Origin of the sequence: Enterobacter sp. MALB-1, assembly GCF_041021625.1 — a bacterium.
Taxonomy (GTDB): domain Bacteria; phylum Pseudomonadota; class Gammaproteobacteria; order Enterobacterales; family Enterobacteriaceae; genus Enterobacter; species Enterobacter oligotrophicus.
Window position 1 is genome coordinate 3,830,722 of record NZ_JBDPJL010000001.1, and the last position, 24,533, is coordinate 3,855,254.

The following is a 24,533-nucleotide window of genomic DNA, read 5'->3' on the forward strand; positions in this document are numbered from 1 at the left end:
AACCATGCAAAACGCTTTCAAAACGGCGCTGAAATCGGGCCGTCCGCAAATCGGCCTGTGGCTGGGGCTGACCAGCAGCTACAGCGCCGAACTGCTGGCAGGCGCGGGCTTCGACTGGCTGCTGATCGACGGCGAACATGCGCCAAATAACGTGCAGACCGTCTTAACGCAGCTGCAGGCCATCGCGCCATATGCCAGCCAGCCGGTGGTGCGCCCGTCGTGGAACGATCCGGTGCAGATCAAACAGCTTCTGGACATTGGGGCGCAAACCCTGCTGGTGCCAATGGTGCAAAACGCTGACGAAGCGCGTCTGGCGGTAAGTGCCACACGCTATCCCCCCGTGGGCATTCGCGGCGTGGGCAGCGCACTGGCAAGAGCGTCACGCTGGAACCGCGTCCCGGATTACCTGCAACAGGCCAACGACGCCATGTGCGTGCTGGTACAGATTGAAACCCGCGAGGCGCTGAAAAATCTGCCGCAGATCCTGGATGTCGAAGGCGTCGATGGCGTGTTTATCGGCCCGGCGGATCTCAGCGCCGACATGGGTTTTGCCGGTAATCCCCAGCACCCCGAAGTTCAGGCGGCGATTGAAAATGCAATCGCGCAGATCCGTGCGGCGGGTAAAGCACCCGGCATCCTGATGGCGAATGAACAACTGGCAAAACGCTATCTCGAACTCGGCGCGCTGTTTGTCGCCGTCGGCGTCGACACCACCCTGCTCGCCCGCAGCGCCGAGGCGCTGGCAGCACGTTTTATCGATAAACCGGTTACGTCAGTCAATAACAATAAATCCGTCTACTGAACGGACGATGTGGAGCGCAACATGACGACCTCAACTCAAGCTGTAGAACATCGCGTGATTAATAAGCTGTTCCGTCGTTTGATCGTGTTTCTCTTTATCCTGTTTGTCTTTTCGTTTCTCGACCGCATTAACATTGGCTTTGCCGGGCTGACGATGGGTAAAGATCTGGGCCTCACCTCCACCATGTTTGGCCTGGCGGCGACGCTGTTTTACGTCACCTACGTACTGTGCGGTATCCCCAGCAACATCATGCTGGCGAAGGTCGGCGCGCGTCGCTGGATCGCCGGGATCATGGTGGTGTGGGGTATCGCCTCCACCTGCACCATGTTCGCCACCAGCCCCGAAACGCTTTACGTGCTGCGCATGCTGGTGGGCATTGCCGAGGCCGGTTTCCTGCCTGGCATTCTGGTCTATCTCACCTGGTGGTTCCCGGCCTATCACCGCGCCCGTGCCAACGCGCTGTTTATGATCGCCATGCCGGTGACCATGATGCTCGGCTCGATCCTCTCCGGGTACATTCTGGCGATGGACGGGCTGTGGAACCTCAAAGGCTGGCAGTGGCTGTTCCTGCTGGAAGGGCTGCCGTCGGTGGTGCTCGGCGTGGTGACCTGGTTTTACCTCAACGACACACCGGATCAGGCCACCTGGCTGGATGAGGACGAAAAACAGGCGCTGAAAACGATGATCGCCCGCGAGCAGGAGATCGCCGTTGCCCAATCCGTCACGCCACGATCGACGCTTCGCGAAGTGCTAACGCCCGCAGTGCTACTCTATACGCTGGCCTACTTCTGCCTGACCAACACGCTGAGCGCGATCAACATCTGGACGCCGCAGATCCTGCAGAGTTTCAACACCGGCAGCAGCAACATTGTGATCGGCCTGCTGGCGGCGATCCCGCAGTTTTGTACCATCCTCGGGATGATCTGGTGGAGCCGCCGCTCCGACAGGCTGAAAGAGCGAAAAAAGCACACCATCCTGCCGTACCTGTTCGCGGCGGCGGGATGGATGCTCGCCTCGGCAACCGATCACAGCCTGATCCAGCTGCTTGGCATCATCATGGCCTCAACCGGATCGTTTACCGCCATGGCGATATTCTGGACCACGCCGGATCAGGTTATTAGCCTGCAGTCCCGCGCGGTGGCGCTGGCGGTGATTAACGCCATCGGCAACGTCGGTTCAGCCGTCAGCCCGCTGTTAATCGGCATCCTGCGCGACGCGACCGGCAGCTTCAGTTCGGGGCTGTGGTTCGTCGCCGGGCTGCTGGTGGTCGGCGCGCTGGTGCTGACGCGCATCCCGATGACGCAGCGGGAGAGCCAGGTGCGTGAACCCAATATTGCGGCGCAGAAGATCCATTAGGGGCGATGATGTGCCAGAGTCCGATCGCTAACATCGACATCAGCAAAGAGTACGACGAAAGTCTGGGCACCGACGATGTGCATTACCAGTCGTTCGCCCGCATGGCGGCCTTCTTTGGCCGCGACATGCAGGCGCATCGCCACGACCAGTATTTTCAGATGCACTTTCTCGATACCGGTCAGATTGAGCTTCAGCTCGACGATCACCGCTACTCGGTGCAGGCCCCGCTATTCGTCCTCACGCCGCCGTCGGTGCCGCACGCGTTTATCACCGAATCGGACAGCGACGGGCACGTGCTGACGGTGCGCGAGGATCTGATCTGGCCGCTGCTGGAGGTGCTCTACCCCGGCACGCGTGAAGCGTTTGGCCTGCCGGGCATCTGCCTCTCGCTGGCGGATAAACCGGACGAACTGGCGGCGCTGAAGCACTACTGGCAGCTGATCGCGCGGGAATCCACCGCGCAACTGCCGGGCCGTGAGCATACGCTGACGCTGTTAGCCCAGGCGGTTTTCACCCTGCTACTGCGCAATGCGAAGCTCGACGACCACGCTGCAGGCGGTATGCGCGGCGAGCTGAAGCTGTTCCAGCGCTTTAACCAGCTGATTGATGCCCACTACCACCAGCACTGGACGGTGCCGGAATATGCCAGCGAACTGCATCTCACCGAATCTCGCCTGACTGATATCTGTCGCCGCTTCGCCAACCGCCCGCCGAAACGGCTGATCTTCGACCGTCAGTTGCGCGAAGCCAGGCGGCTGCTGCTTTTCTCCGACAGCGCGGTCAGCGAGATTGCGTGGCAGCTGGGGTTCAAAGATCCGGCCTATTTTGCACGGTTTTTTAACCGCTTAGTGGGGTGCTCGCCCAGCGCGTATCGGGCGCAGAAAGTACCGGTGTCGCCTGTTCCCCTCACCCCAGCCCTCTCCCAAAGGGAGAGGGAGTAACCGTCCCCTCTCCCTTTGGGAGAGGGTTAGGGTGAGGGAAATCACACTCTCCGATCTCTCGCGAAAAGTACCCGTCGTTGTCCCAATCGTCCCTTCACGTCGTCCCGCTCTCAGGCTTCAATTAAACAACAAAAACAAAACATATATTTAACAACTTTATTCCGATACGAGGTCCCTATGAAGCCTGAAGATTTCCGCGCCGATGCCAAACGTCCGTTAACCGGCGAAGAGTATTTAAAAAGCCTGCAGGACGGTCGTGAGATTTATATCTACGGCGAGCGCGTCAAAGACGTCACCACCCACCCGGCCTTTCGCAACGCGGCGGCCTCCATCGCGCAGATGTACGATGCGCTGCACAAACCGGAGATGCAGGACACGCTGTGCTGGGGCACCGACACCGGCAGCGGCGGCTACACCCACAAGTTCTTCCGCGTGGCGAAAAGCGCCGACGACCTGCGCCAGCAGCGTGACGCCATCGCCGAATGGTCGCGCCTGAGCTACGGCTGGATGGGCCGCACCCCGGATTACAAGGCGGCGTTTGGCTGTGCTCTGGGGGCTAACCCGGCGTTCTACGGCCAGTTCGAACAGAACGCCCGCAACTGGTACACCCGCATTCAGGAAACCGGCCTGTACTTTAACCACGCTATCGTCAATCCGCCGATCGATCGCCACAAACCGGCGGACGAAGTGAAAGACGTTTACATCAAGCTGGAGAAAGAGACCGACGCCGGAATTATCGTCAGCGGTGCGAAAGTGGTAGCGACCAACTCGGCGCTGACCCACTACAACATGATCGGCTTTGGCTCTGCACAGGTGATGGGCGAAAACCCGGACTTCGCGCTGATGTTCGTCGCGCCGATGGATGCCGAAGGCGTGAAGCTGATCTCCCGCGCCTCTTACGAGATGGTGGCAGGCGCTACCGGCTCCCCTTACGACTACCCGCTCTCCAGCCGCTTCGATGAGAACGACGCGATCCTGGTGATGGATCACGTGCTTATCCCATGGGAAAACGTGCTGATCTACCGCGATTTCGACCGCTGCCGTCGCTGGACGATGGAAGGCGGCTTTGCCCGCATGTACCCGCTGCAGGCCTGCGTGCGTCTGGCTGTAAAACTCGATTTCATCACCGCCCTGCTGAAAAAATCGCTGGAGTGCACCGGCACGCTGGAGTTCCGCGGCGTGCAGGCTGATCTCGGCGAAGTGGTGGCCTGGCGCAACATGTTCTGGGCGCTGAGCGACTCCATGTGCTCTGAAGCGACGCCGTGGGTGAACGGCGCGTACCTGCCGGATCACGCGGCGCTGCAGACCTACCGCGTGATGGCCCCGATGGCCTACGCGAAAATCAAGAACATCATCGAACGTAACGTCACCTCCGGGCTGATCTACCTGCCGTCCAGCGCGCGGGATCTGAATAACCCGCAGATCGACCAGTATCTGGCGAAATACGTGCGCGGCTCCAACGGGATGGATCACGTCGAGCGCATCAAGATTTTGAAACTGATGTGGGATGCCATCGGCAGCGAGTTTGGCGGCCGTCACGAACTGTATGAGATCAACTACTCCGGCAGCCAGGATGAGATCCGCCTGCAGTGTCTGCGCCAGGCACAAAGCTCCGGCAATATGGACAAAATGATGGCGATGGTCGACCGCTGCATGTCCGAGTACGACCAGCACGGCTGGACCGTGCCGCACCTGCACAACAACACCGATATCAACATGCTGGATAAGCTGCTGAAATAACGCAGCGGGAGGTTTCAATGCAATCAGATGAACAACGCCTGCGTTTTCGCGACGCGATGGCCAGCCTGTCGGCGGCGGTCAATGTGATCACCACCGAGGGCGAGGCAGGCCGCTGCGGCATCACCGCCACCGCCGTCTGCTCGGTGACGGACACGCCCCCCTCGATCATGGTCTGCATCAACGCCAACAGCGCCATGAACCCGGTCTTTCAGGGCAACGGCAAACTGTGTGTCAACGTGCTGAACCACGAGCAGGAGATCATGGCCCGTCACTTCGCCGGGATGACCGGCATGGCGATGGACGAGCGTTTTACCCTCTCGTGCTGGCAAACAGGCCCGCTGGGGCAGCCGGTGCTCAGGGGCGCGCTGGCAAGCCTGGAGGGGGAGATTAGCCAGGTGCAAACCATCGGCACACATTTGGTCTATCTTGTTGAAATAAAAAATATCATTCTCAGTGAAGAGGGCCACGGCCTGATCTATTTCAAACGCCGTTTCCATCCGGTCATGATGGAACTGGAAGCCACCGTTTGACCCGCCTTTGCGCTGGCCCTTCATGGCCAGCGCTGTTCCCCGCAAAAAATCCTAAGGTTTCCGCTAAATCACGCCGTTATATATCCATAAGAGAAATTTTCTGTGTCTGAATACTGACATCCCCTGTCAGTGCTACCCGCATCATTCAGCGCAGACCCATTAAATATACAGGAAGACCTTATGGCTAAATCGACGCGTAGCCGCTCGGCTGAACGTCTGGTCGATATTCTGGTTGAGCTACATTTAAACGGTGCGGTAAACCGCAGTGCGCTGATGGAAAAATTTAAAATTACCGAACGTACCGTCTATCGTGATTTAAATGCTCTCTCTCCGATTGTTGAACATACCGGAAACGGGCTGTATCGGCTGATCCACTCTGCACAATCGCCTGGCACACAAGGACTGCATCACACGATTGCTAACTTCCTGAATGTGGATACTTTTTTCCCTGAAAGAGATGCAGAGTTTTGGCACAAACTTGAAACCAGGGTGGATGAGAATCATATTCTCATTCTGAACGGTGATGCCGAGAATGAAATCAGCGAGAATATTAACCGCTATTTGCCGATAATTGAGAAATCGATTAAGAATCATAATGTATGCCAGATACAGTATAAAAACAAAACCCGGCTGATTAATCCTTACAAACTCATTAACAAAAAAAACATATGGTATTTACAAGCCACAGAGAATAGTCGGTTAAAATCTTTTTCGCTGAGCCAGATTACCTGGCTGGATATTCAAAGTACGACCTTTATACCCGAAGAAAACGCCGTTGAACTGCTGGAAAAACGCCTCGACCCGTGGGTGTCTGAAGATACTTTCGAAGTGAAAATATTTATCAATCGTAATATTTCTCACTACTTTACGCGCCGCAATTTACTGCCGGAGCAAGAGGTCGTCAGCCAACATAGCGGAGGCATCACGCTACGCTGCCAGGCGGCACATGAAAATCAGATCCTGCCGCTGATTTTCTACTGGCTCCCCAACATTCAAATCCTGGAGCCGGAATGGTTAAAGGATAAGCTCCTTGGAACGCTGGAAAATTATCTTTCGGAGGAGTCAGCGTAGCTAACGTAGTGATCTGAATCACATAATTTCAGCGGCTGGCGGCGAGCCTTAACCACTCGCCCTCCTTTTTGACCGCTCACCTGGCACTTTCAACCACTCACGCATTTACCGTCCTTTACACGCGCACGGATCTGGCAAGATCGCTCCAGCATTAATCAATACCTCCTCACAACGAACCCTGACCCTTTTTTCTTTACATAAAAAACCAGGTCTTACTATGGATACGAAAAAACTACTGAAGCACGTGCCCTGGGCCTTACTCGGGATCCTCGGCGCTTTCTGTCTGGCGGTTGTCGCATTACGCCGGGGCGAACACGTAAGCGCCCTGTGGATCGTGGTCGCGTCGGTTTCCGTCTACCTTGTGGCTTATCGCTACTACAGCTTGTACATCGCGCAGAAGGTCATGAAGCTCGACCCGACGCGCGCCACTCCGGCGGTCATTAACAACGACGGCCTGAACTACGTGCCAACCAACCGCTACGTGCTGTTTGGTCACCACTTTGCTGCCATTGCAGGCGCGGGCCCGCTGGTCGGCCCGGTACTGGCCGCACAGATGGGCTACCTGCCGGGTACGCTCTGGCTGCTCGCTGGCGTGGTGTTGGCGGGCGCGGTACAGGACTTTATGGTGCTGTTTATCTCTTCCCGTCGTAACGGTGCCTCTCTGGGTGAGATGGTGAAAGAAGAGATGGGCCGCGTGCCGGGGACTATCGCGCTGTTCGGCTGCTTCCTGATCATGATCATCATCCTCGCGGTGCTGGCGCTGATCGTCGTGAAAGCGCTGGCTGAAAGTCCGTGGGGCGTGTTTACCGTTTGCTCTACCGTTCCGATTGCGCTGTTCATGGGTATCTACATGCGCTTTATCCGTCCGGGACGCGTGGGTGAAGTGTCGGTCATCGGTATCGTGCTGCTGGTTGCCTCAATCTACTTCGGCGGTGTGATTGCGCACGACCCGTACTGGGGCCCGGCGCTGACCTTCAAGGACACCACCATCACCTTCGCGCTGATCGGTTACGCGTTCATCTCTGCCCTTCTGCCGGTATGGCTGATTCTGGCACCGCGTGACTACCTGGCAACCTTCCTGAAAATCGGCGTTATCGTCGGTCTGGCGATCGGTATCCTGGTGATCAACCCGGATCTGAAAATGCCAGCAGTGACTCAGTACATCGATGGTACTGGCCCACTGTGGAAAGGCGCGCTGTTCCCGTTCCTGTTCATCACCATCGCCTGTGGTGCGGTCTCTGGTTTCCACGCCCTGATTGCCTCCGGTACCACACCTAAGCTGCTGGCGAACGAGAAAGACGCACGCCTGATCGGCTACGGTGCCATGCTGATGGAGTCCTTCGTGGCGATCATGGCGCTGGTTGCAGCCTCCATTATCGAACCGGGCCTCTACTTTGCGATGAACACGCCTCCGGCTGGCCTCGGCATTACCATGCCAAACCTGCATGAGATGGGTGGCGACAACGCGGCGCTGATTATGGCGCAACTGAAAGACGCGAGCGCACACGCTGCGGCGACCGTCAGTTCCTGGGGCTTCGTGATTTCGCCTGAGCAGATCATGCAGACCGCGAAAGACATTGGCGAACCGTCCGTACTGAACCGCGCAGGTGGCGCACCGACGCTGGCTGTCGGTATCGCACACGTGTTCCACAAAGTGCTGCCGTGGGCGGACATGGGCTTCTGGTATCACTTCGGTATTCTGTTTGAAGCGCTGTTCATCCTCACCGCACTGGATGCCGGTACTCGTGCGGGCCGCTTTATGCTGCAGGACCTGCTCGGTAACTTCGTGCCGTTCCTGAAGAAAACCGACTCTCTGGTGGCGGGTATTCTCGGTACGGCGGGTTGCGTAGGTCTGTGGGGTTACCTGCTGTATCAGGGCGTTGTCGACCCGCTCGGCGGCGTGAAGAGCCTGTGGCCGCTGTTCGGTATCTCTAACCAGATGCTGGCCGCCGTTGCCCTGGTACTCGGCACTGTCGTCCTCGTGAAGATGAAGCGCACCCAATACATCTGGGTGACCGTGGTACCTGCACTGTGGCTGCTGCTCTGCACCACCTGGGCGCTTGGCCTGAAACTGTTCAGCGCTAACCCACAGCTGGAAGGCTTCTTCTTCATGGCTAACCAGTACAAAGAGAAGATTGCCGCAGGCGGCACAGACCTGACCGCGCAGCAGATTGCCAACATGAACCACATCGTGGTGAACAACTACACCAACGCAGGTCTGAGCATTCTGTTCCTGGTAGTGGTGTACAGCATCATCTTCTACGGCATCAAAACCTGGTTGAAAGTGCGTAACGCTGACGGCCGCACGGATAAAGAAACCCCGTATGTGCCCGTGCCGGAAGGCGGCGTGAAGACCTCTTCACACCACTAAAAAAATGGCGGGTGGCGCTACGCTGACCCGCCCTACACAGGTACTGTAGGCCCGGATCGCTGCGCGTCACCGGGCTTTTTCTTATCAGGACATGTTATGTTTGGTAACTTAGGCGAAGCGAAAAAATACCTCGGTCAGGCGGCGAAAATGCTGATTGGCATTCCGGACTATGACAACTACGTTGAGCATATGAAGACCAACCATCCGGATAAACCGTACATGACCTATACCGAATTCTTCCGCGAGCGTCAGGAAGCGCGCTACGGCGGAAGTGGAGAAGGCGGCGTCCGCTGCTGCTAAAGGAGAAACCATGACCCCGATTGCCGTCACCCTGCTGACCGGTTTTCTCGGCGCAGGGAAAACCACCCTGCTGCGCCATATTCTGAACGAACAACACGGCTTTAAAATTGCCGTAATCGAAAACGAGTTCGGCGAAGTCTCGGTTGACGATCAGCTGATTGGCGACCGCGCCACGCAGATCAAAACGCTGACCAACGGCTGCATCTGCTGCACCCGCTCCAACGAACTGGAAGATGCCCTGCTGGATCTGCTCGACAGCCGCGATCGCGGGGAGATCGACTTCGACCGCCTGGTGATTGAATGCACCGGCATGGCCGACCCAGGGCCAATTATTCAGACCTTTTTCTCCCACGATATTCTTTGCCAGCGCTACCTGCTGGACGGCGTCATTGCCCTGGTCGATGCGGTTCACGCCGACGAACAGATGAATAAGTTCACCATTGCTCAGTCTCAGGTGGGTTACTCCGACCGCATCCTGCTGACCAAAACCGACGTGGCGGGCGATAGCGAAAAACTGCGCGAGCGCCTGACCCGCATTAACTCACGCGCACCGATTTATACCGTGACGCACGGTAACATCGACCTTTCCCAACTGTTCAATACCAACGGTTTTATGTTGGAAGAGAACATTACCTCAAAACCGCGCTTCCACTTTATGGCCGATAAGCAAAACGACGTCTCCTCTATCGTGGTCGAGCTGGATTATCCGGTGGATATCAGCGAGGTCTCCCGCGTGATGGAGAACCTGCTGCTGTCGTTTGCCGATAAGCTGCTGCGTTATAAAGGAATGCTGTGGATTGACGGCGAGCCGAACCGCCTGCTGTTCCAGGGCGTACAGCGTTTGTATAGCGCCGACTGGGACAGGCCGTGGGGCGATGAACAGCCGCGAAGCGTGATGGTGTTTATAGGATTAGAACTGCCGGAAGATGAGATTCGGGCGGCGTTTGCGGGGTTGAGGAAATAACGAGACGCTAAAGCATTGAGCCTACGCTTACCTGTAGGCTCAAAGAAATTTATCTCAACCACTTAGGTATATTATTAGTGGGTAAAGACTCAATGACGTAATAGTCATCACCATTCGCTATTTATAGCCGAATTTAGAACATAATAAGCCCCACTGCCAAGCAGAGATGGAATCAGAACAAATAAAAATATTGAAGTGATTAAGGCACCAGAAAGCGTAAAAATTCTGTATCCTTTTGCTTTATCGCTGAATGCCAGGAATAAGCCATAACAAAATGGCTGAGACAACATTAAAAATAACATAAGAAAAATAACGATTTTGGCTACTTTTTTAGTAGAAAAGAGGTTATAAACGCAGACGGTCAATCTGACCTTAGTAAAACCTTTGTTCCAGTGGTCAAAACACGCCCCAAAATGTAAATTTACGTTTTAATTTATGACATTTGAAATATTTTTTGGAAATTATTAGAACCTTAATTGTTTCACTTCAAATCATTATTTCGCCCCCATTCAGCCTCTGTTTAGAGAAAAAATTAAACTCATTCTAAACGTAAAAACATTACGCATTGACGTCATGAAAAATCAACCACCCCATAACATTCAAAAGCAAAATAATTAACAAAAACAGCATAAAACTGCGTCCCCCATCACATTTGCAGTCATAAACATCGCTTGTTAAGGTGGCCTCAGATTAATTTGATGATGAGGCATAAAACATGAAAAAACTGAACATCCTTCTCCTTTCTGCTCTGACGGCCGTATCAGGTTCCGCACTGGCAATGGGCGGCAGCATTGAGCAGGGTAAAAACTTTACCAATTTAAATCTGGAAATGGGGAAATCCTCATCCGGTATTTATGTAGACAGTAACTGGCTCAAAAATACCGATGACGGCACCCAGACTGGCGGTGTTGGCGCGGGTTATAACCTGGAACTCGGCCCGGTGATGCTGAACGCGGGTGCGAAAGCTATCTACATCGGCCCGAAAAAAGGCGATAACGGCGTCGCATTCCCGGTCGGTGGCGGTGTGAACGTTGCCCTGACCAACAGCATTCACGTATATGGTGAAGGCTATGTGGCACCAGATGGCCTGAACAACAGCGTGAAAAACTACGTTGAAGCCAACGGCGGTGTAAGCTGGACGCCAGTGAAACCTGTCACTCTGAAAGTAGGCTATCGCCACGTGAGTGTTGACGGCAAAGACGGTCGTCCAAACCACACCCTGATTGACGGCGCATACGTAGGCGGCGGAGTGACCTTCTGATGAAACACCGCATCGCCGCGCTTTGTCTTCTCAGCGCTACGTTACTTCTGACCGGTTGCGTCCAGTATAAATGGGTCAAACCTGGGGTGAGTGATGTTGAGATGAATAAAAAGCTCACGGAATGCGAAGCGCAGGCACTGATCGATCTGCCTCCGGACAATGTCGTCACCGGTTCAAGCTCGGAAAAAACGGACAAAAAGCACAAGAAAAAGGATATTTCCACGAGCTATACGGTTGAAGACGCTAATGAATATCGCAGGGATACGTTAGTAGACAGCTGCATGTTCAAAAGTGGCTGGGACAAGATCGAAGTAAAATAACGCCCCCATAAAAAAACCTGCCAGAAGGCAGGTTTTTTATTACCGCATTTACTGACGTACCACCACCAGCTTCTGGTTCACAAACTCTTTGATCCCCAGGTCCGATAGCTCACGCCCGTAGCCGGAACGCTTCACGCCACCAAACGGTAGCTCTGCCGCAGTATCAGTAAGCCAGTTGATATAGACCATCCCGGTCTCAATTCGTGAAGCCATTTTCTTCGCGCGTTCAATATCCTGGCTGAACACCGCCCCACCCAACCCGTAGTGGGAATCGTTCGCCAGCGCGACCGCTTCATCGTCACTTTTCACCACGTAAATCTGCGCGACCGGGCCGAAGAACTCTTCAAAGTACGCCGGATTCTCGCGTGAGATATTGGTCAGGATTGTCGGTTCAAAGAAGCTACCCTCACGCTGTACCGACTTACCGCCATAGTGCAGTTTTGCACCGTTTTTCACCGCCTCGTTGACCTGCTTAGTCAGCGTCTCAAGCGCATCTTTGGATGACAACGGCCCCAGCGTGGTGCTTTCATCCAGCGGATCGCCAACCTTCACCTGCTTAAACGCCTCGGTGAATTTGGCCAGGAACAGGTCAGCGATTTTTTCATGCAGAATAAAGCGCTTTGCTGCAGTACAAACCTGCCCGGCGTTGGCGAGACGCGCGTTTACGCCAGTTTTCACCGCGTTGTCGAGATCTGCGTCGTCGAGCACCACGAATACATCATTACCGCCCAGTTCCAGGGTCGATTTTTTGATATGTTTCGCCGCCTGCGCCGCAACCACGCTACCGGCTTTTTCAGAGCCAGTTAACGCTGCGCCCTGCACACGCGGGTCCGCAATAATGCTCGCCACCTGATCTGAAGAGATAAACAGGTTGGTCCACGCCCCTTCCGGCGCACCGGCTTCACGTACCAGATGCGCAAACGTCTCAGCACAGTGCGGCACGATGCTCGCATGTTTGGCGATCACCGGGTTCCCCGCCGCCAGGTTAGGAGCCAGGACGCGCATCAGCTGGTAGTAAGGGAAGTTCCACGGCTCAACAGCCATCAGTACCCCGATGGGATGATGCTCGACCCACGCGTCGCCGAAGTCGGTTTTATATTTTACCGGTGCCAGAAACTGTTTCGCGTTGTCGGCGTAATAGCGGGCGATTTGCGCGCACAGTTTCACCTCGTCGCGACTCTGTTCGATGAGCTTACCCATCTCCTGACTGGCAATTTTGGCCAGATCCTCAACGCGCGCCTCAATCAGATCAGCAAGTTTGTGCAGCACCGGCAAACGCTGGTCGATATCGCCTTTCGCCCAGTCGGAGTGGTAGAGCGCATCGGCCGTTTTCAGCGCCTTGTCGACATCCGCGTCGGTGTGGGAGGGATATTCTTTGATGAGCTGGTTAGTAGCAGGATTTACTGTCTGGTAAGCCATATCGAATCTCCATTAATTACCGCTTAGGGTATTAAGGGTAGTCAATATGACTGGGTACGGGCGTAAAGTTGGGTATATACGGAAGGTTCTGAGTAAAGCCCTAGTGCTGCGGTGATGTGGCGATTTTTGCACTTTCCCCCCGCTTCCCTCTATCCTTAACCCATGGAAAAATTAGCTGAACTCAAACGCGCCAAGCTGCTGGCGCTGTCACTGCTGCTGATTGCTGCTGCGGCGTTTATCACTACCCTCTTCCTGCCTCAGACCTTCTGGGTGCGCGGCGTGAAGGCCATTGCTGAGGCGGCGATGGTCGGTGCGCTGGCGGACTGGTTTGCGGTGGTCGCGCTGTTCCGCCGGGTGCCGATACCCTTTATCTCGCGTCATACGGCGATTATCCCGCGTAATAAAGACCGCATCGGCGACAATCTCGGTCAGTTTGTGCAGGAGAAGTTTCTTGATACACAATCACTGGTGGCGCTAATCCGCCGCTATGAACCGGCACAAATGATTGGCACCTGGTTCAGTAAGCCCGACAACGCCAGCCGGGTCGGGCAGCATCTGATTCAGGTGATGAGCGGTTTTCTGGAACTCACCGACGACGGACGCATTCAGCGCCTGCTCAAACGGGCGGTACATAAGGCGATTGATAAGGTCGATTTCACCGAAACCAGTGCGGTGATGCTGGAGAGCATGACCAAAAACAACCGCCACCAGGTGCTGCTGGATGCGATCATTAACCGCCTGATCACGTTGATTCAGCGGGAAAGCACACGAGATTTTATTGCTGCGCAAATAGTCCACTGGCTTAAGACCGAACACCCACGCAAGGCGATGGTGCTGCCAACGGAATGGCTGGGCGATCAGAGCGCCGAGATGGTGTCGAACGCGGTGAATACCCTGCTGGACGACATCAGCCATGACCGCACGCATCAGATCCGCCAGGCGTTTGACCGCGCCACGCTGAAACTTATCGACAACCTGAAAAACGATCCGGAAATGGCGGAAAAAGCCGAGAACATCAAACACTACCTGAAGAACGACGAGGCGTTTAACCGCTATCTGGGTGAGATGTGGGCCGATCTGCGCCAGTGGCTGAAGACGGATATGCAGAGCGACGATTCCCGCGTGAAACAGCGTATTGCGAATGCCGGGCTGTGGTTCGGGGAAACCCTGACGGCCGATGCCAGCCTGCGTGCATCACTCAACGAGCATCTTGAGCAGGCGGCGCACCGTGTGGCCCCGGACTTCGCCGCGTTTTTAACCCGCCACATCAGCGACACGGTAAAAAGCTGGGACGCGAAAGATATGTCGCGCCAGATTGAGCTGAACATCGGTAAAGATCTGCAGTTTATTCGCGTCAACGGCACGCTGGTTGGCGGAACGATTGGCCTGATCCTCTTTCTCTTGTCCCAGTTGCCCGCCGTGCTAGCGCTTTAATCCTCTTCTGGCGGCGCGATCACATAGCGCGTCGCCGCAAAGCGGTTGAGGATCAGGTGCACCAGAAACACGAGGGTGAGCGTCGTCACCAGTGCAACGGTGACGGAGGTAATACGATAAAGATCGCTGAACACCAGGTCAGTGTCCGGGTGCATGTTCTGCCCGAACATAATGCCGATGGTGGTGATACTGGCAAACCCGACGCCCGCACCAACCTTCTCCATCACATGCAGCCGTGCGCCAAACGCCAGCCCAAGACCGATAAGCGGCATCATCAACAGCATATGGCTGCTGTGATCGTAGAGAATAAGTTGCACCACCAGAATATAGAGACAACCCAGCACCACGCCGACCACGCGCCAGATCGAGCTCATCACCGAGCCGCGATAGTGCATCGGAAACAGGATCAAAATCCCCGCCATCAGCGCCGAGAGCGAATCGCTTAAATCACCGATCTGGAAAACGACGAAAATCATCGTTGCAACGGTACCGGAGAGCAGCGACTCATGCCGCACGCGCGCGTCGTCTTTTTCTATCAAAGGTGGCGGCTTGCGTGGCTCAACGTCCGGCAGCAGGTAGTTCATCAACGCGCTCAGGCACACCGCCATCACGCTCGCTTCGATGTTAGAGAACAGAAGCGTGTGCCAGTCGGTGGTGGGATAGCTCATAAAGTTGAGCATCACACTCTGGCACACTACCCCCATTGAGCCGAACAGAAACAGCGGCCCCTTGCTCATAAAACGAAAACGCATCACGTACAGGGCAAATACCACCAGCGTCATGATCGCCGGCCATTGCGACAGATAGCCAATGATAATCACCATTTCAACGCAGTTGAGCGAGGCGCTGAAGATAAACTGCTTCGCCACGTGGCGGTTAAAGACCGGCACCAGCGACAGCAGCATGATCGGGTAGACCACAAAAAATACGCCATAGCTGGTGTTGTAGAAACTGGAGATACTGAGCGCAATCATCCCGGCAAAGACGATGCGCAGGGTCTGGCGAAAGTCGTTTGCCGTATAGACAATGTTACCGTGCGGAGTAAATACCCGCGCCAGAGTGCTAATAGACATAGTGAAGCAGGCTCACCAGATGGATCTGCATCCCGGAGAAGAAGCGCGCAAACGGTCCTTCGCTGTTGTAGAGCTGCACGGTGGCCCGCGCGCCGGTCGGCAGATGTTTCGGCAGCGCCTCATCCAGCGCAACATGGATGCGCATACGCTGGGCATCACGCACCCAACGGTTGGAGGTTTCAGGCTCAGACAGTTCGCCATTCACCGCCTCCTGCCCTGCGAGGATACCGGCATCGCTGCTGGTCACGTGGGCGCGGAACACACGTCCCGGAAAGGCATCAAATACCACGGCGGCATCGGTGCCCTGGTGCGTATGGCGCAGGCTTTTTTCGCGGAAATCGGCCACAATATCGGTCTGGTTATTCACCAGCGCCAGCGCGGCCGAGCCGGACGAGGCATAAAACCCAGGGCTTAACTGCAGGTTACTCACCGTACCATCCGCTTCGGCGTAAACTTTCGTCCAGCCAAGATTCAGTTCCGCTTCATCCAGCGCATTACGGTATTTTTGCAGCGTCACGTTGCGGTGTTCATCCCGCTCACCGCGCTGAATGCGCAGGTTATGAATGTTCGCCTGTAATGCGCTGACGGACTGCTCGCTGCTCTGCCAGGTGGTACGGACTTTATCCAGATCCGCCTGCGAGACATTCTGCAGGGTGCTCAGCTTCTGGTAGCGATCAAAAGTCACTTTGTCGTTACGCGCCGTCAGCACGGCGGTTTTCAGGCTGGCCTGTGCAGAGGCGATCTGCGCGTCCAGCTGATCGTTGGCGAGGCGAGCCTGCTCAAGCGCGATTTGAGCGGCTTCAACCTTATTACGAAACGGCGTGTCATCCAGCTCAAACAGCAGATCGCCCTTCTTCACCTGGCTGTTGTTATGCACATGGACGGCCGCCACATAGCCAGAAACGCGCGCGGAAACCGGCGTCACCACGCGCATCACGGTGGAGTCCGGCGTCAGCGGTATCCAGATATCCGCGACGATAAAGTAGACAAACATCAGCAGGAAAGAGGCAATACTGACCCTTACCCAGCGGGCAAACTTTTGTTCAGGCGTCATTATTTTTCGGTCTTATTATCTTCTTCGCGGATTGTCCGCAAATTGCAGGCGATTTGATTCAGGGTAGCGCTGAAAATCTCAATATGTTCCGGCGCGATGTTTTGCGATACGCGAGCCTGAAACGTCTCAATCACGCGGGTGAGCGTTTTCAGCACGGCGTTGCCTTCAGGCGTCAGGGTAAGCAGCCGGATGCGCTTGTCATAAGGGGACACGGTGCGCAGCAGGTAGCCCTGCTTTTCCAGCTGTGTCAGTGTGCGCATCAGCGGCGGCAGTTCGATACCCTGCACCTCCGCCAGTTCACTCACCGAGACGTTATCCCCCAGTTGCTGAAGCTGCATCATCACCGTCCAGCTCGACTGGGTTAACCCGGTATCGAGAATGGCATCATCAATCACCGCGCGCCACTGGCGCACGACCATCGCCATCCGCATGCCCATCGGCCTGCGGCTAAACAGATCGTCTTCACTCATGGGAAATCCTCTCGTATCACACACTCAAGATAATGGTTATCAGGGTAAGTATCAAGAAACGAGAGGTGAAAGAGCAGGAATTGTGAAAGTTTAATTTAAAAAATACCGTTGGCTCACCAGATAATTTTCAACTGCAATCCATTCGGTGAGGTGCTTATAAAGCAAAATAATGGCGGCGGGAAGTTCAGTACCGACTGAACGAATATACGCCTTTTCAGGTGATAATGGCTGAAAATGGGCACTCTCCTGCCCCACATGTAAATCATGAAGTAAGGTTAAAATTGAATAGTAATCTTTACGCATTACCCTGGGGATTCTATCCACGGTAATTTGACTAAAACATTCCTGGTAGACACGAAGCTGCTTTTCTTTACTCCTTCCCTCTTCAGCCAGAATCAATAACGATTCTTCCAGTTTTTTTTGAACAGCAATCATGTTATCCACTTAATTACCTCGTCCTTTGCTGCATCACACGTTGTGATCAAATTTCTTATACAGTCCTATCAAATTTGTAACAGAAAACTTACGATAAATATTTCTGCGGTGATGACTGACCGTTTTCCCTGTTAAGTTAAGATAACGTGATATTTCTTTATTCTTTTTTCCAGAGACGATATAGGGAAGTAAAATACTCTCCATCTTCGTTAAATCTTTTTCTTTTTCGAGATGATACCACCGGGTATTTTTAATGATAGTAACTTGCTGCTCCGCCTCAGCAAAATGTGCCAGACAGGCGCTCAATTTTCGCACACAACTTTTACAATCTACGGTGAAATCCGCAATCGTGTTGATGAGAATATTTTCAATTGTGCTTTCAAAACAGGCATCACGGGTAATAAAAATTATGTAGCTATGCTCATATTTATTTTTGATTTCCATCAACGCATTCAATGCGTTAGTATCAGACTGACCATAATCCACTACTATTGCTTTGGCTTTTAATAAATGTTCTTTGCTTACTTTTTTTAAGTCATCAACATAAAGGACATTTTTAAATGCGGGAGTTTCTGAAAGAAATTCCTCTATGAGGACATTAAATCCCTGTCTAAAATATCTACAGGATGTCAATACAATAATCATTGCTTAAGCCTTACCATCTCTGTGGATAGCGTTAATCATCACTGGTAATGTTTAAAATTTCAATTCCCACTTTTCCCGCGAATTATAAGAATATTCTTAATCAGAATGAGGCAAAACGTGCGCCTCTTCACAAGTCCAAACAAATATTTTCTTAAAAAAACTGTAATAACATGCAGATACATCTTCGTTTGCGAATTATCCAGGTTCAGAAAGATCAATCTGAATAATGACGCGGTTTCGTTTTGATATGCTGCTAAATGTAACAAGGGATGAATCAATTTTGGGCTTTTTGGTATCTGTTCGGACTAAAGCCATAAAAACAACAGAGGGAAGGTAAAGATGAAAAATGTATTTCAACTGACCCAACTTGCAACACGCATCAGCGTGATTGTAGGTAGCAGCGTTATCATTTCTGTACCCGCATTTGCCAACAGCTGTACGGTATTTTCTGCAGATGGCGTCTGTGGCTTAAAAGAATACCAGATGACTTCACCGTTCAGCCCGGTGCCTACGGCATGGTATTTCACCAGCCCCACCCAGGAAACCGCAATTAATGGCACAGCGAAAGCGCAAAATATCTACTTTGCCAGTGGAACCTCAGCGCGTAATGAATCTGATATACAGCAACTGCTGGTCGATGGTGCAAACCTTAACGGTTATTATATCAACGCCAGTAAGGCTGGCACTGCGCATATTCTGCTGGCAAACAAGGCTTCCGTCGACTGGATCGAAGCGGGGGGTGCCTTAACCCATACGCAAATTAGTGTCGACAACGCAACGCTAAACGGTGCAGATGCCGACATCAATTACGATCAGAAGGATAAAAACGCCGCGGGCAACTTCAGTAAAAATTATGCCAGGGGTAATGCTATCTATCTTTCTCCGGGCGATAACGGTAACACCGACATTGATATTACCAACGGCAGTTCTGTTCATGGTCGTATATTGGCCGGAGGGGCAGGAACACATGATATAACCCTTCAGGACAGCGTCATAGAGGCAGGTAGCGTGTTGTTGTACAACGCCAGCAATGACAACACGATCAATGTGCTTAACAGTAAGATCGATACTACTCATGCGCTTCTTCCCACGGAAAACGCCATTGAAATAAACAATACCGCGCATGCAGGCAAAACCAATACGATCTCTCTTGTCGACAGCGAACTCACCGGGTCGCTGGCAATAACCAGCGCAGGGGGAACCAATAGCCTCTCTGTAAATAACAGTACGATTAACGGCAATATTATTGCCAACCAGGCAGCGCAGACGGCGATGGAGATCACTCGTTCCGTACTCAACGGCAGCATCGATATCAACGGCGACACGGCCACCCTTAAACTGGACGACAGCACGGTTTCAGGAGATATTCGTCTGGATACCAGCACGGCAGACCGCTCTGAAATATGGCTAAATAACAGTGACGTGCAAGGTCATCTTTACGGCAACGGGCAGAACAGCACGCTTCATCTGGCGGGGAAATCGCAGTTTAACGGTACACAGTTCAGTAAATTCAGTGATCTGAACATTGCTGGCAACGTGGCGATTGCTGGTGGCTTCACCAACGATAATGTCGGCCAACAGCTGACAGTCAAAGGTGAGACCCTTACCGCACCGATCCAGCTCAGCAGTGGCAAGCTGGCTTTTGATGCGACAAAAATTATCGCGAATACGTTGTCTCTGAAAGAGGGAGCATCGCTGGCGTTAACCAACCACAGCCAGTTGCAGACACAATCGGATCGGTTATTTAAAGCATCCGCATCTGCTGCATTGCCTGGCGGATATACCGACACCGGGGCGCGTATCACATTTAAAGACAGTACCCTGGTATTAACCGATGCTGACTACCAGCTTGAATACGTTCAGGCGGTCAATAACATGCTGGATCTCACCCAGGGCAACAGCCTGGTGATGCTGGGCGTGATCCGCGACCCGCAAAATGCAGCAGGTACGGCCAGCGTCATCGACGCGGCCACAACGAAGGCTGTACTGGCAAACACGCAGGTCACCTCCAGCAAAAATAAACTGACGATTGGCGCTGAAAACAGCGTTACGGACGATCGCATTGCCGTAAGCAATGGCTTTGGTGCGGCGCAATTACGCTTTGAGGGCAACGATGCACCGTCAATTGAAATCGTCGGTAATCAGGCGCTGACGCTGACCGGCGCTGCCGGTGGCGCGTTGTTCGATGTCGTGAATGCGCCCGATGCGGAAGTGAATGTCACCGTCACCCAGGGCACTTTTTCTATCGGTTCATCTGCTATCGACAATATTACCAGCCAGCTTACCGGCAGCGTGAATGTTGCCGAAAAGGGCACGATGAATATTCTGGCAGGCGATCATACGATAATTTCCCATGGCGCAGGCATTACCAGCAGCGGCCTGGTTAATATCGATCCTGCTGCAACATTGCACGCGGATATAAATCTGCAAAACAATGCCCAGCTTGTCGTCAATGGTTCACTGCAGGCAAGCCAGCTTTCTGCCAGCCAGGATGCACAGATTAGGGTTGGCAAAGCCGACGCCGCAGGCACGCTGATCGCGAATGCGCTGGATCTCCAGGGCGCAAGAATGTTTATCGACCCGGCATGGTCAGATGGCGGCACGCTGGCAGACGCATCAAGAGTCGCCAGCGGCGGCACGGAAATCAATGGTCGCATTACTGTAGGCCAAAACGCGTTGCTGGTGCTGGGCGATACCTCGACCACTGCGGCAGAAGCAGCGTTTGCCGACAGCCAGTTGAAGTGGGGTCCACAGGGTATCACCGCTGCGCTGGCAATCCAGGCACCACAGACGCTCACGGCAAACCAGGGCGGTTTGCGCGTTGACGGCGCGCTCACGGGTAGCACCGGGATGTATGATGCGGAATACAATAAAGCCGGGTTCGCGGACCATTCTCTGCTGATGGTTGACGCACAAGACACAACCGGTGGCAAAGCCGCGCTTTCCGCCGTTGACGGGACGTTAACCGTCGCGGATTCCGCAGCGCTTTACGTTGCGAATGCCAAAGCTAACCAGACCTACGTTGTTGCTAAGGGCTTTAGCGATGTGCAACTTAACGGTGATGGCTGGCAGAAAGACAACCTTTTGTTGAATAAATTACTGATTGCCCGCACCGGGGAAAATAACGGTGAGGTGACAGTGACGACTCGTGCCAGAGCGGCTCAGGACGTGCTGCCTGGCGTGGTCACTGCCCACGCCCTGGATACGCTGATCAATAGTGGAGAAAACTCCAGAACCGCTCAGCATGCGGGACAGCGCTTCCTTTCTGTCGCCATCGACACGCCACAAGCAAGCGTGGATCAGGTGGTGAAAACCGTCAACAGCGCCGCACAAATAGCTTTCGCAGGCGGCGTACAAAGCAACACTCTGGCGGCAGGCGCGTCTGCGGTTAACGCCATTATCGACCGAAACTCAGTGACCAGCCGTGGTTTACAAGCTCCTGAGTCTGACGCCAGCGTATGGGTTCAGACCCTCTACGGTAACCAGCGCAGCCGCGATCTGAGTGCCGGATCGATGCGTTACGGCCTTGACAGTGATTTTTACGGGCTGATGCTGGGCGCGGATAAAGAGTACGAAACCTCGCTGGGCAACATGCGTAGCGGCGCTGCCTTCCATGCCGGGAATGGCGACAGCAACTCGCGCGGGGATTTCAACTCAACGCATAATGATTTCAGCTTCTGGGGGATTTCGCTTTACCAGAACTGGCGTCACAACCAGCTTAGCGTCACCGGTGATGTCAGCCTGACGGAGAGCAATAATGATCTCTATCAGAAACAGCCTGGCTGGATGAACGCAGGCAGTAAGCTGAACGCCAGTGTGGATTCCCGTCTGTTCAGCGCTGGATTGCGGGGCGAATATCTGATTGAGACTCACGTCGTCGATCTCATTCCCTATGCCGCAGTACGCTATAACCAGCTGGTTACACAGTCCTTTGACACTAAAAACAAAGGCGGTGAAAACGTTTTTCATACCGACAAAGGCACCCAGAATATCTGGCAGTTCCCGGTCGGGGTAAACATCAACAAAACGTTCGCGCTGGATTCCGGCTGGAATCTTAGCTCGCAGGCAGGCGTTGGGGTTACCGCCGTCACGGGCGATCGGGATGCGAAAAGCACTCTCCATACCGTTGGCATTCGCAGCAGCGACGCGCTTTCCGCTGAAATCATTGACGACACAACCTTTAACGGGCAGGCAGGCTTGAAGTTCCAGAAAGGAAACATGACTTTCGGGGTAGGTTACAATATTAACGCCTCCAGTCATGATACCGATCAGATTGTCAGCGCAACCTATAAGCTCGCTTTCTGATTATCATCTGCCGCATGCCTGCGGGCATGCGGCATTATTCCAGGTTAGCTTTATTCAACCCGTAAGCCGCATCCAGCGAGCCGGGCTCCATGCGGGACGTGATACCCAGACGGTTCCAGGCGTTGATTGCCACGATGGCGAAGTTCAGCTCTGAAATCTCCACGTCCGAGAAATGCTCCGCCACGCTGCGGTACAATGCATCGCTCACTCCGTGAACGCCAATCTGCGTCAGCGCTTCAGTAAATGCCAGCGCCGCTTTTTCACGGGCGCTAAACAGCGGGGACTCGCGCCAGGCCGCCAGGTGGTACAGACGCAGCTCGCGCTCCCCGGCAATTTTGGCCTCTTTCGAATGCATATCCAGGCAGAAGGTACAGCCGTTCAGCTGTGAAACACGAATGTCGATCAGGTGCTTCAGCGCCGGGTCGATGGAAGTTTTCGCCACTTCCATGCTCAGGGCGGACAGCGCGTTGGCGAGGGCCGGCGTGGCTTTATGATGGTTTACGCGAGTGCTCATTGTCTTTCCTCTTTTTTGTGCGGCAGATGTCATGCGATGAGGCAAATCTACGCCGTTCATGACATAGTAAAAAGATACAAAATGCGTGAAATGAGGTAGGACATGAAGCCGGGCTATCACGAAATCTATTCGCGCTATCGCGATAACATCACGCGCGGTGTGCTGAAGCCTGGCGACAAAGTGCCGGCCATCCGCGTGCTGGCCGAAGAGCTGAAGGTGGCACGCAAAACCGTCGAAACGGCCTACGCCATCCTGACGGGCGAGGGGTATCTGGTGAGCCAGGGCGCGCGCGGCACGCGGGTGAACCCGGATTTATTACTGCCTGATCACCACACCCCCGCAGAACAGACCACCGGTACGCTGCCGGAATCGCTTATCACCCAGCGCGAACGCGCCGGTTTTTTACGGCCTGGCATACCGGCTCTCGACAGCTTTCCCTACAAAAAATGGCTGCTGCTGTCAGGCCAGGCGACACGTTCGATGCGCCAGGAGGAGATGCTCAACCCGCCGGTACTGGGCTGGTATCCCCTGCGCCAGGCCATCGCCAGCTACCTCAATATCTCACGCGGATTGTCCTGCACGCCCGAACAGGTGCTGATCACCAGCGGCTACAGCGGCAGCCTGCGTCTGATCCTCGATACCCTTGCCAGCCGCAGCGACAAAGTGCTGTTTGAAGACCCAGGCTATTTTATGGGCCAGCAGTTACTCAAGCGGATCGTGCCGCGACTGCACACCGTGCCGGTCGATCGTTCAGGTATGGATACGGACTATCTGCTGCGTAATCATCGTGATGCCCGCTTCGCTATCGTCACGCCGTCGCACCAGAGCCCGCTGGCGGTGACGCTCTCACTGCCGCGCAAACAGCAACTGCTCGACTGGGCCTCACAAAACGAGGCATGGATCATTGAGGACGATTACGACGGGGAATTTCACTACACCCGCAAGGTCCTGCCGTCGCTGAAAAGCCTCGACCAGCACGACCGGGTGATCTTTATGGGCACCTTCAGCAAAACTATTATGCCGTCGCTACGGATGGGCTACGTGGTGATGCCCGCCAGCACGGTGGAAGCATTTACCGACTGCGCCGATATCGTCGCCAGCGGCCAGCCGGTGCTGACGCAAAAGATCCTCACCGCGTTTCTCAACGAAGGGCATTTTTTCCGTCATCTGAAGAAGATGCGTGCGCTGTACCAGACCCGCCGCGACTGGATGATTGCCGCCCTGCGTGAGGTGTATGGCGATCTGTTTTTCACCGAGCAAAACGACGGCGGAATGCACATCGTGGCGTTCCTGGCGAAAGGGAGCGGCGACAGTGAGATCGCGCGCTGCTGGCAAGCGCAACAGTTGCAGGTGAATGCGCTCTCGGAGTGGTATCGCGGAACAGGAAAACGCTACGGGCTGGTGATGGGCTATAACAACGTGCGAACGTATCAGGAGGCGATCGCGCTACTGGAAAGACCGAAACAGCAGACGCTGGAACTTCTACTCCGAAATCAGTGAGCTGCCCAATATTTTGCAGGCGGCTGGC

Annotated in this window: 21 protein-coding genes; 14 read left to right on the forward strand and 7 right to left on the reverse strand. The window is 54.2% G+C overall.

Annotated elements, in window-relative coordinates; all coding sequences use genetic code 11:
* The first annotated feature begins 4 nt into the window (after window positions 1-4).
* The 11 genes from hpaI to ABGB15_RS18415 all read left to right on the forward strand — a co-directional run bounded on the left by hpaI (window position 5) and on the right by ABGB15_RS18415 (window position 11,656).
* Complete coding sequence (gene hpaI / locus ABGB15_RS18365; protein WP_215723044.1) at window positions 5-802, forward strand: 4-hydroxy-2-oxoheptanedioate aldolase; 798 nt, start codon at window positions 5-7, stop codon at window positions 800-802.
* Between the two features lie 21 nt (window positions 803-823).
* Window positions 824-2,158, forward strand: coding sequence for a 4-hydroxyphenylacetate permease (hpaX, locus tag ABGB15_RS18370; protein ID WP_152083326.1), 1,335 nt, complete (start codon window positions 824-826; stop codon window positions 2,156-2,158).
* Window positions 2,159-2,166: 8 nt separating this feature from the next.
* On the forward strand, window positions 2,167-3,099 hold the full coding sequence (gene hpaA / locus ABGB15_RS18375) for a 4-hydroxyphenylacetate catabolism regulatory protein HpaA (protein ID WP_215723043.1): 933 nt from the start codon (window positions 2,167-2,169) through the stop codon (window positions 3,097-3,099).
* Window positions 3,100-3,276: 177 nt separating this feature from the next.
* Window positions 3,277-4,839, forward strand: coding sequence for a 4-hydroxyphenylacetate 3-monooxygenase, oxygenase component (gene hpaB / locus ABGB15_RS18380; protein ID WP_212478255.1), 1,563 nt, complete (start codon window positions 3,277-3,279; stop codon window positions 4,837-4,839).
* Between the two features lie 17 nt (window positions 4,840-4,856).
* Window positions 4,857-5,369, forward strand: a complete 513-nt coding sequence (locus tag ABGB15_RS18385) for a 4-hydroxyphenylacetate 3-monooxygenase reductase subunit (RefSeq protein WP_215723042.1) — start codon at window positions 4,857-4,859, stop codon at window positions 5,367-5,369.
* A gap of 180 nt (window positions 5,370-5,549) precedes the next feature.
* Entirely contained in the window at window positions 5,550-6,440 is an 891-nt protein-coding gene (locus tag ABGB15_RS18390) for a YafY family protein (RefSeq protein ID WP_215723041.1), read from the forward strand.
* A gap of 217 nt (window positions 6,441-6,657) precedes the next feature.
* Window positions 6,658-8,811 carry a carbon starvation CstA family protein gene (locus ABGB15_RS18395; RefSeq protein ID WP_215723040.1) on the forward strand — a complete coding sequence of 718 codons (2,154 nt, stop codon included), beginning with the start codon at window positions 6,658-6,660 and terminating at the stop codon, window positions 8,809-8,811.
* A 96-nt stretch (window positions 8,812-8,907) separates the two neighbouring features.
* Window positions 8,908-9,111, forward strand: a complete 204-nt coding sequence (locus tag ABGB15_RS18400) for a YbdD/YjiX family protein (RefSeq protein WP_003856610.1) — start codon at window positions 8,908-8,910, stop codon at window positions 9,109-9,111.
* 10 nt (window positions 9,112-9,121) lie between these two features.
* The gene (yjiA, locus tag ABGB15_RS18405; RefSeq protein WP_215723039.1) at window positions 9,122-10,075 is read left to right on the forward strand and encodes a GTPase; all 954 of its coding nucleotides are present in this window, start codon (window positions 9,122-9,124) and stop codon (window positions 10,073-10,075) included.
* Between the two features lie 715 nt (window positions 10,076-10,790).
* Window positions 10,791-11,336 carry a YfaZ family outer membrane protein gene (locus ABGB15_RS18410; RefSeq protein WP_215723038.1) on the forward strand — a complete coding sequence of 182 codons (546 nt, stop codon included), beginning with the start codon at window positions 10,791-10,793 and terminating at the stop codon, window positions 11,334-11,336.
* Window positions 11,336-11,656 carry a hypothetical protein gene (locus tag ABGB15_RS18415; protein ID WP_152083318.1) on the forward strand — a complete coding sequence of 107 codons (321 nt, stop codon included), beginning with the start codon at window positions 11,336-11,338 and terminating at the stop codon, window positions 11,654-11,656. The genes ABGB15_RS18410 and ABGB15_RS18415 overlap by 1 nt, the downstream gene beginning before the upstream one ends.
* 48 nt (window positions 11,657-11,704) lie before the next feature.
* Here ABGB15_RS18415 and ABGB15_RS18420 read toward each other — a convergent pair whose 3' ends face one another.
* Window positions 11,705-13,075: an NAD-dependent succinate-semialdehyde dehydrogenase gene (locus ABGB15_RS18420; protein ID WP_215723037.1), complete on the reverse strand. Its 1,371-nt coding sequence runs from the start codon at window positions 13,073-13,075 to the stop codon at window positions 11,705-11,707.
* A gap of 162 nt (window positions 13,076-13,237) precedes the next feature.
* Here ABGB15_RS18420 and ABGB15_RS18425 point away from each other — a divergent pair, with 162 nt between their 5' ends.
* Window positions 13,238-14,509, forward strand: coding sequence for a DUF445 domain-containing protein (locus ABGB15_RS18425; RefSeq protein ID WP_369064255.1), 1,272 nt, complete (start codon window positions 13,238-13,240; stop codon window positions 14,507-14,509).
* On the opposite strand, the gene ABGB15_RS18430 is transcribed toward ABGB15_RS18425, so the two are convergent.
* From ABGB15_RS18430 to ABGB15_RS18450, 5 genes are all read right to left on the reverse strand, one after another.
* Window positions 14,506-15,582: a DUF2955 domain-containing protein gene (locus ABGB15_RS18430; RefSeq protein WP_152083315.1), complete on the reverse strand. Its 1,077-nt coding sequence runs from the start codon at window positions 15,580-15,582 to the stop codon at window positions 14,506-14,508. The two genes, ABGB15_RS18425 and ABGB15_RS18430, sit on opposite strands and share 4 nt — an antisense overlap.
* On the reverse strand, window positions 15,572-16,639 hold the full coding sequence (locus tag ABGB15_RS18435) for an HlyD family secretion protein (RefSeq protein ID WP_215723115.1): 1,068 nt from the start codon (window positions 16,637-16,639) through the stop codon (window positions 15,572-15,574). Before ABGB15_RS18435 ends, ABGB15_RS18430 begins: the two co-directional genes overlap by 11 nt.
* Window positions 16,636-17,106, reverse strand: a complete 471-nt coding sequence (locus ABGB15_RS18440) for a MarR family winged helix-turn-helix transcriptional regulator (protein WP_215723035.1) — start codon at window positions 17,104-17,106, stop codon at window positions 16,636-16,638. The genes ABGB15_RS18435 and ABGB15_RS18440 overlap by 4 nt, the downstream gene beginning before the upstream one ends.
* A gap of 90 nt (window positions 17,107-17,196) precedes the next feature.
* Window positions 17,197-17,550 (reverse strand): hypothetical protein, encoded by a 354-nt coding sequence (locus ABGB15_RS18445; protein ID WP_152083312.1) that lies wholly within the window; start codon window positions 17,548-17,550, stop codon window positions 17,197-17,199.
* A 24-nt stretch (window positions 17,551-17,574) separates the two neighbouring features.
* Window positions 17,575-18,186 carry a helix-turn-helix transcriptional regulator gene (locus tag ABGB15_RS18450; RefSeq protein WP_215723034.1) on the reverse strand — a complete coding sequence of 204 codons (612 nt, stop codon included), beginning with the start codon at window positions 18,184-18,186 and terminating at the stop codon, window positions 17,575-17,577.
* A 339-nt stretch (window positions 18,187-18,525) separates the two neighbouring features.
* Here ABGB15_RS18450 and ABGB15_RS18455 point away from each other — a divergent pair, with 339 nt between their 5' ends.
* Window positions 18,526-22,491, forward strand: coding sequence for an autotransporter outer membrane beta-barrel domain-containing protein (locus ABGB15_RS18455; protein ID WP_215723033.1), 3,966 nt, complete (start codon window positions 18,526-18,528; stop codon window positions 22,489-22,491).
* A 34-nt stretch (window positions 22,492-22,525) separates the two neighbouring features.
* On the opposite strand, the gene ABGB15_RS18460 is transcribed toward ABGB15_RS18455, so the two are convergent.
* Complete coding sequence (locus tag ABGB15_RS18460) at window positions 22,526-23,005, reverse strand: carboxymuconolactone decarboxylase family protein (RefSeq protein ID WP_010427243.1); 480 nt, start codon at window positions 23,003-23,005, stop codon at window positions 22,526-22,528.
* Window positions 23,006-23,107: 102 nt separating this feature from the next.
* Between ABGB15_RS18460 and ABGB15_RS18465 the strand changes: the two genes are divergently transcribed.
* On the forward strand, window positions 23,108-24,505 hold the full coding sequence (locus ABGB15_RS18465) for a PLP-dependent aminotransferase family protein (RefSeq protein WP_215723032.1): 1,398 nt from the start codon (window positions 23,108-23,110) through the stop codon (window positions 24,503-24,505).
* Window positions 24,506-24,533 lie beyond the last annotated feature (28 nt).

Bases quoted from the DNA above. Each gene is read 5' to 3' on its own strand.
- yjiA (WP_215723039.1), top strand. From the start codon at position 9,122: ATGACCCCGATTGCCGTCACCCTGCTGACCGGTTTTCTCGGCGCAGGG.
- ABGB15_RS18415 (WP_152083318.1), top strand. From the start codon at position 11,336: ATGAAACACCGCATCGCCGCGCTTTGTCTTCTCAGCGCTACGTTACTT.
- ABGB15_RS18400 (WP_003856610.1), top strand. From the start codon at position 8,908: ATGTTTGGTAACTTAGGCGAAGCGAAAAAATACCTCGGTCAGGCGGCG.
- ABGB15_RS18455 (WP_215723033.1), top strand. From the start codon at position 18,526: ATGAAAAATGTATTTCAACTGACCCAACTTGCAACACGCATCAGCGTG.
- ABGB15_RS18440 (WP_215723035.1), bottom strand. From the start codon at position 17,106: ATGAGTGAAGACGATCTGTTTAGCCGCAGGCCGATGGGCATGCGGATG.
- ABGB15_RS18420 (WP_215723037.1), bottom strand. From the start codon at position 13,075: ATGGCTTACCAGACAGTAAATCCTGCTACTAACCAGCTCATCAAAGAA.
- ABGB15_RS18465 (WP_215723032.1), top strand. From the start codon at position 23,108: ATGAAGCCGGGCTATCACGAAATCTATTCGCGCTATCGCGATAACATC.
- hpaI (WP_215723044.1), top strand. From the start codon at position 5: ATGCAAAACGCTTTCAAAACGGCGCTGAAATCGGGCCGTCCGCAAATC.
- hpaB (WP_212478255.1), top strand. From the start codon at position 3,277: ATGAAGCCTGAAGATTTCCGCGCCGATGCCAAACGTCCGTTAACCGGC.
- ABGB15_RS18460 (WP_010427243.1), bottom strand. From the start codon at position 23,005: ATGAGCACTCGCGTAAACCATCATAAAGCCACGCCGGCCCTCGCCAAC.
- ABGB15_RS18425 (WP_369064255.1), top strand. From the start codon at position 13,238: ATGGAAAAATTAGCTGAACTCAAACGCGCCAAGCTGCTGGCGCTGTCA.
- ABGB15_RS18430 (WP_152083315.1), bottom strand. From the start codon at position 15,582: ATGTCTATTAGCACTCTGGCGCGGGTATTTACTCCGCACGGTAACATT.
- ABGB15_RS18390 (WP_215723041.1), top strand. From the start codon at position 5,550: ATGGCTAAATCGACGCGTAGCCGCTCGGCTGAACGTCTGGTCGATATT.
- ABGB15_RS18450 (WP_215723034.1), bottom strand. From the start codon at position 18,186: ATGATTATTGTATTGACATCCTGTAGATATTTTAGACAGGGATTTAAT.
- hpaX (WP_152083326.1), top strand. From the start codon at position 824: ATGACGACCTCAACTCAAGCTGTAGAACATCGCGTGATTAATAAGCTG.
- ABGB15_RS18385 (WP_215723042.1), top strand. From the start codon at position 4,857: ATGCAATCAGATGAACAACGCCTGCGTTTTCGCGACGCGATGGCCAGC.
- hpaA (WP_215723043.1), top strand. From the start codon at position 2,167: ATGTGCCAGAGTCCGATCGCTAACATCGACATCAGCAAAGAGTACGAC.
- ABGB15_RS18410 (WP_215723038.1), top strand. From the start codon at position 10,791: ATGAAAAAACTGAACATCCTTCTCCTTTCTGCTCTGACGGCCGTATCA.
- ABGB15_RS18395 (WP_215723040.1), top strand. From the start codon at position 6,658: ATGGATACGAAAAAACTACTGAAGCACGTGCCCTGGGCCTTACTCGGG.